At 37.1% G+C, this 11,567-nt stretch carries 8 protein-coding genes; 3 read left to right on the top strand and 5 right to left on the bottom strand.

The genetic code is table 11. From position 1 onward, the window contains the following. Positions 1-4: 4 nt before the first annotated feature. Both ACZIX2_RS08725 and thrA read right to left on the bottom strand, forming a co-directional pair. Positions 5-925 carry a homoserine kinase gene (locus ACZIX2_RS08725; protein WP_463339713.1) on the bottom strand — a complete coding sequence of 307 codons (921 nt, stop codon included), beginning with the start codon at positions 923-925 and terminating at the stop codon, positions 5-7. A gap of 87 nt (positions 926-1,012) precedes the next feature. After that, on the bottom strand, positions 1,013-3,460 hold the full coding sequence (thrA, locus tag ACZIX2_RS08730) for a bifunctional aspartate kinase/homoserine dehydrogenase I (RefSeq protein WP_463339714.1): 2,448 nt from the start codon (positions 3,458-3,460) through the stop codon (positions 1,013-1,015). A 607-nt stretch (positions 3,461-4,067) separates the two neighbouring features. Between thrA and hutH the strand changes: the two genes are divergently transcribed. The 3 genes from hutH to ACZIX2_RS08745 are packed head-to-tail and all read left to right on the top strand — an operon-like array spanning position 4,068 to position 7,598. Further along, positions 4,068-5,582: a histidine ammonia-lyase gene (hutH, locus tag ACZIX2_RS08735; RefSeq protein ID WP_463339715.1), complete on the top strand. Its 1,515-nt coding sequence runs from the start codon at positions 4,068-4,070 to the stop codon at positions 5,580-5,582. A 49-nt stretch (positions 5,583-5,631) separates the two neighbouring features. Continuing rightward, on the top strand, positions 5,632-6,276 hold the full coding sequence (locus ACZIX2_RS08740; RefSeq protein WP_463339716.1) for a DUF47 domain-containing protein: 645 nt from the start codon (positions 5,632-5,634) through the stop codon (positions 6,274-6,276). A gap of 29 nt (positions 6,277-6,305) precedes the next feature. Then, positions 6,306-7,598: an anion permease gene (locus ACZIX2_RS08745; RefSeq protein ID WP_463339717.1), complete on the top strand. Its 1,293-nt coding sequence runs from the start codon at positions 6,306-6,308 to the stop codon at positions 7,596-7,598. 249 nt (positions 7,599-7,847) lie between these two features. Here the strand turns inward: ACZIX2_RS08745 and ACZIX2_RS08750 are convergent, their stop codons facing one another. The 3 genes from ACZIX2_RS08750 to ACZIX2_RS08760 form a co-directional block, all read right to left on the bottom strand. Continuing rightward, positions 7,848-8,309: a nuclear transport factor 2 family protein gene (locus tag ACZIX2_RS08750; RefSeq protein WP_463339718.1), complete on the bottom strand. Its 462-nt coding sequence runs from the start codon at positions 8,307-8,309 to the stop codon at positions 7,848-7,850. A gap of 2 nt (positions 8,310-8,311) precedes the next feature. Continuing rightward, on the bottom strand, positions 8,312-8,992 hold the full coding sequence (locus ACZIX2_RS08755; RefSeq protein WP_463339719.1) for a peptidoglycan DD-metalloendopeptidase family protein: 681 nt from the start codon (positions 8,990-8,992) through the stop codon (positions 8,312-8,314). Between the two features lie 113 nt (positions 8,993-9,105). Further along, entirely contained in the window at positions 9,106-11,514 is a 2,409-nt protein-coding gene (locus ACZIX2_RS08760; RefSeq protein ID WP_463339720.1) for an alpha-ketoacid dehydrogenase subunit alpha/beta, read from the bottom strand. Positions 11,515-11,567: the final 53 nt, after the last annotated feature.

Genomic DNA, 11,567 nt, shown 5'->3' on the forward strand with positions numbered 1-11,567 from the left:
GGATTTAGAGGATGCTCATTCCTTGGTCATTGACTTTTGATACATGAATTTCATAGGGTAGTTGCATGTTGTCATACACTTCACTCATGGCTTTTGCAATTTTAACTGCTGTTGCTTCCCCTTTGCATAAAGCAAAAATAGAAGGACCAGAGCCTGAAATTCCTGAACCTAAGGCACCATTTTCGTAGGCTATTTGTTTGATGGTGTCAAAGCCAGGAATCAGCATGCTTCTTACCGGTTCAATGATCACATCTTGCAAAGAGCGTCCAATTAAGTCGTAATCTTTGGTGTATAAGCCTGCTACCAAACCGCCTACATTTCCCCATTGTGTTATGGCGTTTTTCAAGGAAACGGTTTGCTTTAAAACGGAACGCGCATCGGAGGTTTTTAACTCAATTTGAGGGTGAACCACAGTGGCGTACAATTCGGATGGACTATCGATTTTGATAATATCCAATGGAGTGGTGCTGCGAACTAGTGTGAAACCTCCTAATAGGGCAGGAGCCACATTGTCGGCATGCGCATTTCCGCTAGCTAGTTTTTCGCCTTGCATGGCAAATTTTACCAATTCCTTTCGGCTAAATGGGCGGTCCAGTAACTCATTGATGCCAAAAACAGCACCTGCTGCACTTGCGGCGCTACTTCCGATACCGCTTCCGGCTTTGATTTTTTTATAAATTTCAATCTCAAAACCTAGATCCGTTTCGTATTCCTCAAGCAAAGCCAGGGCCGCTACTCCAGCTACATTTTTCTCGGTTTCTAATGGTAGATCTGCTCCAATAATTTTACTAATCCGCACTCCTTTTTGATGGGAAGTACGAATGACCATTTCATCGCCTGCCGAAGCCAAACACAGCCCCAACACATCAAAACCACAGGAAAGATTGGCAATCGTTGCGGGGCAAAATAGTTTTATTTCTTTCATTTTTTTTAGTTTCATAGTTTCTGAGTGGCTAAGTCTCTATGTTTAATTGTAGAAGAGACTTAGTATTTTATGGTCTCAGGTACTTTTTTATACGTTTCCAATTCGAATAACATCGGCAAAAATTCCGGATGCGGTCACAGCAGCACCTGCACCTGCACCTTTGATCAATAATGGTTGGTCCACATAGCGATCAGTGTAAAAGAGCACAATATTGTCTTTACCTTCTAAGTTGTAAAAAGGATGGTCTTTGGGAATGAACTGTAAGCCTACGCTGGCTTGACCATTTTCGAATTGTGCCACAAATTTTAATCGACTATCTTTCTTTTGGGCCTCTTGTAATAAGTTTTCAAAATGCGAGGCATGGGTGATTAACGATTTAAAAAACGCTTCATTATCGCTAGTTTCCATGCACTCTTTGGGTAAGAACGATTGATTGGCGATGTCTTCGATTTCCATTTTATAACCGCTTTCGCGAATCAGTATTAGAATTTTTCTGGCCACATCAATACCGCTCAAGTCAATTTTTGGATCTGGTTCTGTAAATCCTTGTATTCCAGCTTCTTTTACCACATCATGAAAAGAATTAGTTGAGCTAAAATTATTAAAAATAAAGTTCAAACTTCCTGATAATACGGCTTGGATTTTATGAATTTTATCCCCTGAGGCAATCAGGTTTTTTACTGTATCAATAATAGGTAAACCAGCTCCAACATTGGTTTCGAATAAAAATGGGGCATTGTATTTGCGTGACCAATATTTTAAGTTTTGGTAATTTTCGTAGGCAGAAGAACAGGCGATTTTGTTGCAGGTCACTACGGCGATGTTTTGTTGTAAAAACGTTTCGTATAAATTTGCTACCTTTTCGCTCGCTGTAATGTCAACAAAGATGCTATTGCGTAAATTGAGCTCTTTTATAGTATCGATAAATTCCTGGGCATTGGCAGTGATTCCATTGTTTAATAACGATGGCCAATCTTTAAGCGCTATACCTTCTTCGTCAAAATACATTTTTTTGGAATTGGCGATTCCAATAACGCGTAAATTGATTTTTAAATTCTCTTTTAAAAATTTCTTTTGTTGGTGAATTTGTTCCATGAATTTTTGGCCCACATTACCCACACCCATGACGAATAAATTGAGTTGCTTGGTGTTTTCTTCGAAAAAGTTTTCGTGAAGTGTGTTGAGTGCTTTTTTGATGTCTCTTTCGTTGATCACTACAGAGATGTTGCGTTCTGAAGCTCCTTGGGCTATGGCGCGAATATTAACGTTGTTTTTTCCTAGGGTGCTGAACATTCTTCCGCTAAGTCCTTGGTGGTTTTTCATGTTTTCGCCTACCAAAGCAATAATGCTAAGGTTTTTTTCAACAATACAAGGATCAATCTTGTTTTGAGCGATTTCAATTTCGAATGCTTTGTTGATAGCTATTTCAGCAATGTCGGCATCACTATTTAAAATACCGATACAAATGGAGTGTTCCGAAGAGGCTTGCGTAATAAAAATCACATTGATTTTTTCATTCGAAAGTACTTCGAATAAGCGTTTGGATGAGCCAGCCACCCCAATCATGCCTGAGCCTTCTAGAGTAATCAAGCTGATACCTTCGATATGACTGATGCCTCTAACTGGTGAACCATTAGAAGTGATAGTATTAGCTATAAAAGTACCTTCAGCTTCTGGTTCAAAGGTATTTTTGATTAAAATTGGAATATTTTTTTGTAATACCGGTTGAATTGTTGGGGGATACAAAACCTTAGCGCCAAAATGAGATAATTCCATGGCTTCCTGATACGAGATTTTGGCAATTGGTTTTGCTTGTTTTACGATTTTAGGATTGGCAGTGTACATACCATTTACATCAGTCCAAATTTCAAGTTCTTCCACATCAAGTGCAGCTGCATAGATAGCGGCAGTATAGTCTGAACCTCCACGACCTAAGGTTGTTGTAATGCCATCAGGAGTTGAACCGATAAATCCTGGTAAAACAGTAACTCTGGCCGGTTGATTAGAGAAAAACTCTTGGATTAGAGTGTTGCTTTGCTCGAAATTTACATTTGCTTTACTAAAATTAGCATTGGTTTTGATTAACTCGCGACTGTCTTTGTAAGCAGCACTACCCATACGTTGTTTAAAAGCCTCAGAAATAATAAATGAGGATAATAATTCTCCGAAGCTTAAAATGGTATCCGCGGTTCTTGGTGATAATTCTCCAAGTAAAAAACATCCATCGAGTAATGTTTCAAGGTGATTGATGATGCGTTTGATATGGCTTAAAAAGGCGCTTTGATCACTTACGGGGATAAGTTGTTTAAGGGCGTCCAGGTGTTTTTTTTCAATTTCTTGAACTATTTCCTTGAAACTTTCATCGTTTTGTGCGGCTTTTGTGGCAGCTAGTTGTAGTAAGTCGGTTACTTTACTAAGCGCCGAAACTACTACTACGATAGGTTCTTTTTCAGCTTTTTGGGTTACTATATTTAAAACTAATTTGATATTATCGGCATTGGCTACTGAGGTGCCGCCAAATTTTACTACTCTCATTTTATATTAAAATTATTTTTTGGAATGCTAATGTTTGATGCCTAGTCGTGTTCTATTTGCTAAACAAATAGATAGGTTAAATCGGATGATATGTGAAAATGTATACCCCCTAAAGGGTAGTGGTGGTTGTAGTGGTAACAGCAAAAGCAACTTCAGAAGAAGTTGTAGTAGAGTGGATATGTGTGCTGTTGTTTTTCATAATAATGGTACAAAACTACTGTTTTTTTGTTAGGATACTAGTATTGGAGTTATTTTTATGAAATTTTGAATAATATTATGATAAATCTCTTAAAATTATGCATACTGTATTTTTAGACTTATTTCATTTGGAATATTCTTGATATTTTGGTTGTATTGGAGGTTGAAGTTGGTGCAATAAGAATTGAAAAATGAATTTAAAAGCTTGTTTTTGTAGTAGTAACACTTTTTTTGGCTCTAAGGTACAATTAGTTGATGGGAGATGATGCAAAAGTGAGACTGTGGATTTACTTTCTTAATAAAATGCTAATGGTTTTGGAAAATTTGCATTTGAAATTAAATTATTGCTATTTAAAGTTGCTTATTAATATGGATTTATTCAATTTTGAGGCCTAAACAATACTTAAAAATGGATCATACGCATTATATTTCTACTGACCTCCTTACTTTTGAAGTAGTACAAGAGATTTTAAACTTTGATAAAAAAATTGCTTTATCGGAAGAGGCTATTGTTAATATTCAAAAATGTAGGAGTTTTTTAGATAAAAAAATGACGACACAAACCGAACCCATTTATGGCATCAATACAGGTTTTGGTTCTTTGTGTAATGTTAAGATATCTACTGAAAATCTCTCCAAGCTGCAAGAAAATTTAGTAAAATCGCATGCTTGTGGTGTGGGAGAGGAGGTGCCACAAGCTGTGGTGCAACTCATGTTGTTGTTAAAAATTCAATCGTTAAGTTATGGGCATTCGGGTGTGCAATTGCAAACTGTACAGCGATTGGTAGACTTTTATAATCACGGTATTTATCCTGTAGTGTATTCCTTAGGATCACTTGGCGCTTCAGGCGATTTGGCACCCTTGGCACATTTGGCTTTGCCATTACTAGGAGAAGGAGAGGTGTATTACAAGGGGGTAAAACAAGCCTCGCATGAGGTGTTGCAACAAATGGCATGGGAGCCAATTGTTTTGCAGTCTAAAGAAGGATTGGCTTTGTTGAATGGAACACAATTTATGGCAGCCTATGGGACTCATATTGTAATTAAAGCTCATACTTTGTCTTACTTTGCGGATTTGATTGGCGCTATTTCATTAGAAGCCTTCGATGGGCGTATCGAACCTTTTGAAGAAAAGATACATTATATTCGCCCTCACAAAGGACAAATTATTACGGCCAAGCGAATGAATGCCTTTTTAGAAGGTAGCGAAATTATTGCTCAGCCCAAAACTCACGTTCAGGATCCTTATTCTTTTCGCTGTATTCCCCAAGTACATGGCGCTTCTAAAGACGCTATAGAGTATGTGAAAAATGTTTTTAAAACAGAAATCAATTCGGTAACGGATAATCCTAATATTTTTATTGAAAGTGATCAAATCCTATCGGGAGGGAATTTTCATGGGCAACCTTTGGCCTTAGCCTTGGATTTTATGGCAATTGCCATGACAGAGTTGGGAAGTATTTCAGAAAGAAGGACCTATCAATTGATTTCGGGTTTGCGTAATTTGCCCGCTTTTCTGGTGGATAATCCGGGCTTGAATTCTGGGTTTATGATTCCACAATATACAGCGGCTAGTATTGCAAGTCAAAACAAACAACTGGCTACCCCCTCAAGTATTGATAGTATAGTATCGAGTAATGGTCAAGAAGATCATGTGAGTATGGGGGCCAATGCCGCTACAAAATGTTTTCAAGTCTTACAAAATTTAGAGCGTATTTTGGCTATTGAGTTGATGAATGCCTCTCAGGCTCTTGCGTTTAGAAGGCCATTACAGTCCAGTGAATTTATAGAAACATTTTTGAAGTCTTATCGTGAGGAAGTTACGTTTGTTGGTGAGGATAGGATTTTACATCAAGATATGATCAAGACGGTGTCGTTTTTGAATAGTTTTTCTGTGGAAAATGATTTGGTAACATTAAATTAACATTAGCTTAAAATATTAAAGTAATTTTGCATTTCTAAATCATAATAAAATGACATTAAACAGTGTTTTCCAATTTTTAGTACCTAAGGATAAAAAGTTTTTTCCCTTATTTGAAGAAGCCTCTAGTAATTTGATTGAATTGGCTTCCAATTTACACGAAGCGGTTAATTTACCTCTAAAAGAAAGAGAAGTTTTATTTTTAAAAATTGATGAATTAGAGCAACGTGGTGAAGATTTAACCCGTCAAACTAATTTAGAGTTAAGTCGTAATTTCATTACTCCTTTTGATAGAGAAGATATTCACTCTTTGGTTACTGCTATTGACAATGTGGCTGATAACTTACATGGAGCGGCTAGTAGAATGCGTTTGTATCAAGTAGATAAAATCACAAAATCCATTCGTAAGCTTACTGAAATCAACTTAGAAGCTTGTCAACATATTGATACGGCTGTAAAAGAGTTGAAAAATTTAGAGCGCATGAAGACCATTACAAATGCTTGCGCAAAAATCAATAAGCTAGAGAATAAGTCTGACAATGTTTATAATAAAGCTGTTTTCGAGATTTTTGAAAACGAAACAGATGTGAAAAACATTATCAAATACAAAGAAGTATTGTCTGTGTTAGAAACTGCTACGGATAAATGTAAAAGTGTAGCTAGTGTTTTAGAATCTATTACTGTAAAACACTCCTAAACTTATTTATTTCCAATAGAAAAACATTTATGGATTTTACTTTATTACTTATCATCATAGTATTAGCATTGATATTTGATTATATCAATGGTTTTCATGATGCCGCTAATGCTATTGCAACAGTAGTAGCTACCAAAGTATTGTCACCCTTTCAAGCGGTGGTTTGGGCAGCTTTCTTCAATTTTTTAGCATATTGGGTTTTTGGTTTTGGTGTGGCTGATACAGTTGCAAAGACTGCTAGTACTATGGATATCAATCTTGTAGTAATTTTGGCAGGGGTTATTGCAGCTATTATTTGGAATTTGCTCACTTGGTGGTTAGGAATTCCTTCTAGTTCTTCGCACACATTGATTGGTGGTTTTGCCGGTGCGGCTATTGCTCATGCTGGTTTTGGAGTAGTAACTTGGTTTAAAGAAGGTAAAGATGGAGGATTACCCTCCGGTGTATTGATTGTTATTGCTTTTATTGTATTAGCGCCACTTTTAGGAGCTATTATTTCCTATTTGATTTCATTGTGGTTGTTGAGTTCTTCTAAGAAAAGCATCTATCCTAAGATTTTTACTGTATCCTTAATGGCTCTGACCGTTTGGTTTGTGGAAAAGCAAATGAAATATTTTGCCGATATCGAAAAGCCACGTTTTCCAGATTCACAATTTTGGAGTGTTGCTTTTGAAGCGCATAATATCAAATGGTTATTGGTGGCTTTCATTGTATTGTCGATCAGTACGTTTTGTTTGATTTTTAGTAGTCTTAATTTGCAACAAGCCGATTCTTGGTTGAAACGATTCCAATTGTTGTCTTCCGCTGCCTTTAGTTTAGGACACGGAGGAAATGATTCTCAAAAAGTAATGGGGATTATTGCTGCAGCGGTAGCCGTATATATTCATACCACAGGCGCGGCTCAAGAATCTTTACCGGATTGGTTAAATGTAATTTTGCCTAATGACGATAAGGGAATAAAAGGGCAAATGCCTTCTTGGATACCGCTAGCGTGTTATTCTGCCATTGCCATTGGAACTTTGAGTGGTGGGTGGAAAATTGTAAAAACCATGGGGTCCAAAATTACAAAAGTAACTTCTTTTGAAGGAGTAGCTGCTGAAACAGCTGGGGCTTTGACTCTTTATTTTACAGAACACCTTAAGATACCGGTAAGTACGACTCATACCATCACTGGTTCAATTATTGGGGTTGGTTTGACCAAAAGAGTTTCTGCTGTACGCTGGGGGGTAACCGTTAGTTTGTTATGGGCTTGGGTATTAACTATTCCTATTTCAGCATTATTAGCTGCTATAATGTATTATATTTTGAGTATCTTTTTGTAGAAGCTACTTTATCATTCATATAAAAAGCCTATCGAGAGCCGCTCTTGATAGGCTTTTTTTTTGGGGTTATCTTTTGTTGTATTCTTGGAGCGCCTGCAGGGCATTTTCTTGTGTCTTTTTTTGAAAAAAGCTTGTCCATCCTAGTAGGTATCCTTTCCATCCAAGGGCTTGCTGTGCCCACTTCCAAAGGTTAAAATTGTCGGTGTGTTGGTAAATTAGACCGTCTTTGAATTTAACCCAAATTCCGCATTAGAAATCTACTCCAACTGAATTTTTCTTCAAAACCAAGCACTTACTCCCATTTTTAAATTCAAAATACAGAAGTATTACATCTTCAAAAATAGTCCGTGAGCACTTGCTTTTATTGAATAATTCAGTTTCGCTACGAAGTCTAATGCGGATTTTGGGTTTAAATTCGGCACCAATCTTATTGATAACTTTTCTTTTTGTTTGTGAGAAGGTGTACTGTGCTTCCCATTTAGCGATGCCATAGGTGTCGTCTGCTTTCACCTTGCTATATTCAATTTTGATTTCGCTCTTTGCTTTTTCCAGTAGCATTTCCCACATTTTTCCAGCTTGTTCCCCTTGTAGTACTCCAAAGACCGGATCTTGAAACTGTACCTCAGGGTGATAGCATTTTTGCATAGTCATGGCGTCGCCCTTTTGAAAAGCGGTGTAAAATTGATGCAGGAGTTGTTCGTTTGGATGCATGATCAAGAGTTGATTTTTAATAATATATTAGGGTCTGGGCAATTGGATAAGTAAAACGGTAATGTATTGATACTACATACTCCTGGGTAATCACCTTCCTTGTTTTGGATGTCTTTTATGATTTGAAAGTGTAAATGAGGTGCGTAATCCCCGTTTACGCTTGATTCTCCAAGTGTTGCGATAATTTCACCTTTTTTTACTTTTTGTCCTTTATAGCGTGTTTGTAAACTTTCTAAAGATAAGTGTCCGTATAGGGTATAAAATTGATGGTTATCTATATGGTGTTCTAGGAGTATGGTGGGGCCATAATCGCCTAATTGATCGTTGTATTGAAAGCTGTGAATTTTACCGTCTAAGGCTGCTAAAATAGGTGTATTGGCTTTGGTCCATAAATCGAGACCAATGTGTATGTTTCGTTCTTCCTCTGTAGCATTATGGAATACATGGCTTCTTTTATACAAATTTCTTGTTTCGTTATAGCCGCCATAAGCAATGCTTGCTTGATTTTGTTTTAGATAAGAGTTGATGTAGTTTTCAAAATCAGTAGCCGTACGTAAATTATGGTTTGTTATAGTTGTATTATGTATGGATAAATCTATTGGTACGTAGGAAGAATAAGGTACTGTTGGCGCAATAACTTTTACCTCTTTAATTTTTAGCAATAGGTTTTCTAGTGAAGTCATATTTTTTTATTGAAATTTTAAATGTACTAAAAAAAGACTTTCCTGAGTGCTTTGTAATGCAAATAAAAATGCCGTTTCTGGTTGAAACGGCATTTGCTATGTGTTACTGTTGACTAGTACAAACTTGGGTACTTAGTTGGGTTACTTTCGTGCATCATCTGATATACTTTTTCATAAATATCTTCGGTTGATGGTTTAGAGAAGTAATCTCCATCTGTACCATAGGCAGGACGATGTGCTTTGGCGGTTAATGTTTCTGGTTTGCTGTCCAAATATTTGTATCCGTCTTGTATTTCTAAAATTTGTTGTAATACATAAGCGGAGGCGCCTCCGGGGACATCTTCATCAATAATTAATAATCTATTAGTTTTAGCTAAGCTTTTTACAATATCATGATGAATGTCAAATGGTAGTAATGATTGTATGTCAATTACTTCACAATCGATGTTGGTCAATGCAAGTTCTTGAGCAGCTTGTTCCACCAAGCGTAGTGTAGAACCGTAGGAAACTAAGGTAATGTCTTTTCCTTCCTTGAGTGTTTCTACGACTCCGATAGGGGTCTTGAATTCACCATAATTGGAAGGTGGAACTTCTTTTAGGCGATAGCCGTTCAAACATTCGATTACTAAAGCGGGTTCATCACATTCTAAAAGGGCATTGTAAAAACCAGCAGCTTGTGTCATGTTTCTTGGTACCAGTACATTCATACCTCTAACGGCATTTATGATCATACCCATTGGGGAGCCAGAATGCCAAATTCCTTCTAAACGGTGACCACGCGTACGAACAATTAGCGGTGCTTTTTGTTTCCCAACGGTTCGGTATTGAAGTGTGGCTAAATCGTCGCTCATAATTTGAATTGCATACAACAAATAATCGAGGTATTGAATTTCGGCGATGGGTCTTAATCCTCTTAAAGCCATTCCGATTCCTTGGCCCACAATGGTTGCTTCTCGTATACCAGTATCTGCTACGCGTAATTCTCCATATTTTTCTTGCATCCCTTCAAGGCCTTGGTTCACATCGCCAATAGCTCCGGCGTCTTCACCAAAAATCAGTAATTCAGGATATTTGTGAAACAAAGCATCAAAGTTGTCTCTTAGAATCATTCTTCCGTCGGTATCGGCTTTTGCGTTTTCTAGATAAGTAGGTGCTACTTTTTCGACAGAGAATACATTCTTAGCTGTTTCAGAGTATAAGTGACTACTAAATTTAGGTTGTGTAGTATTAATGTAATTTTGAATCCATTGCGCGATTTCATGTTGGCCATTTTCATTTATTAATAGGCGCAATGCTTTTCTAGCCGTCATTAAAATTTCTTTAATAAGTGGATTTTTGATGGCTTTTAGTTCGGTAATATATTGTGTAAGTTGCTCCTTGTTTTTGCTCAAAGGTGCCACTTTTTCTAACAATGCTATGATGTCTTTTTGTTGGTCAATAATAGGCTGGATAAAGCTATTCCAAGCTGTTTTTTTGGCTTCTAAGACCTCTTTCTTGATTGTGGTTTCTAATTCGTCTAATTCCTCTGCAGAGGCAATGTTTAAGGCAATCATCCATAGTCGCATTTGACGTAAACAGTCAAATTCTCTTTCCCAAGCTAATCTTTCTGAGGATTTGTACCTTTCATGAGAACCTGAAGTGGAGTGACCTTGGGGTTGTGTCAATTCTTGTACATGAATGAGTACCGGAATATGTTGTTCTCTAGCGATTTTTGCAGCCTTTTCATACACTGTAATTAATTCTGCATAATCCCAACCTTTGACACGAAATATTTCGTAGCCATTAGTGTTGTCTTCTTTTTGATATCCTTTAAGTATTTCTGAAATGTTTTCTTTAGTGGTTTGATATTTGGCATGTACAGAAATACCGTATTCATCGTCCCAAATGCTCATTACAATAGGTACTTGAAGTACACCAGCAGCATTGATGGTTTCAAAAAATAAACCTTCGGAAGTACTGGCATTGCCTATGGTGCCCCAAGCTACTTCGTTTCCATTTGTTGAAAAATTAGATGCTGTTGGAATACCGCTAACATTTCTATATATTTTGGAAGCTTGTGCTAATCCTAGTAGTCTTGGCATTTGTCCAGCAGTAGGGGAAATATCGGAACTTGAATTTTTTTGTTGAGTCAAATTTTTCCAAGAACCATCCTCATTAAGACTATGGGTTACAAAATGTCCTCCCATTTGTCTTCCTGCCGACATAGGGTCAAAGTTTAAATCAGTATGACCGTACAAACCCGCAAAAAACTGAAGTGGATTCAGTTCCCCAATTGCCATCATGAAGGTTTGGTCGCGATAGTAACCCGAGCGAAAATCACCATTTTGAAAGGCTTTGGCCATGGCCAATTGTGGTACTTCTTTTCCGTCTCCGAATATTCCAAATTTGGCTTTTCCGGTTAGTACTTCTCTGCGTCCTAAAAGACTACATTCTCGGCTAGTAATTCCAAGTCTATAATCGTTTATAACCTCAGTTTTAAAGTCTTCAAAAGTAAGTGTATCGTTGTGTTGTTCTTTTACCATGATGATGGGGTATTATTTTAATGCAAACTTACTTAAAAACTAGTAGTTTTCAT

The sequence above is a fragment of the Flavobacterium riviphilum genome (assembly GCF_055231795.1).

What these genes read in the sequence shown, in the direction of transcription:
- ACZIX2_RS08740 (WP_463339716.1), top strand. Translation starts at nt 5,632, where the DNA reads ATGACATTAAACAGTGTTTTCCAATTTTTAGTACCTAAGGATAAAAAG.
- ACZIX2_RS08755 (WP_463339719.1), bottom strand. Translation starts at nt 8,992, where the DNA reads ATGACTTCACTAGAAAACCTATTGCTAAAAATTAAAGAGGTAAAAGTT.
- ACZIX2_RS08760 (WP_463339720.1), bottom strand. Translation starts at nt 11,514, where the DNA reads ATGGTAAAAGAACAACACAACGATACACTTACTTTTGAAGACTTTAAA.
- ACZIX2_RS08745 (WP_463339717.1), top strand. Translation starts at nt 6,306, where the DNA reads ATGGATTTTACTTTATTACTTATCATCATAGTATTAGCATTGATATTT.
- thrA (WP_463339714.1), bottom strand. Translation starts at nt 3,460, where the DNA reads ATGAGAGTAGTAAAATTTGGCGGCACCTCAGTAGCCAATGCCGATAAT.
- ACZIX2_RS08725 (WP_463339713.1), bottom strand. Translation starts at nt 925, where the DNA reads ATGAAAGAAATAAAACTATTTTGCCCCGCAACGATTGCCAATCTTTCC.
- ACZIX2_RS08750 (WP_463339718.1), bottom strand. Translation starts at nt 8,309, where the DNA reads ATGCATCCAAACGAACAACTCCTGCATCAATTTTACACCGCTTTTCAA.
- hutH (WP_463339715.1), top strand. Translation starts at nt 4,068, where the DNA reads ATGGATCATACGCATTATATTTCTACTGACCTCCTTACTTTTGAAGTA.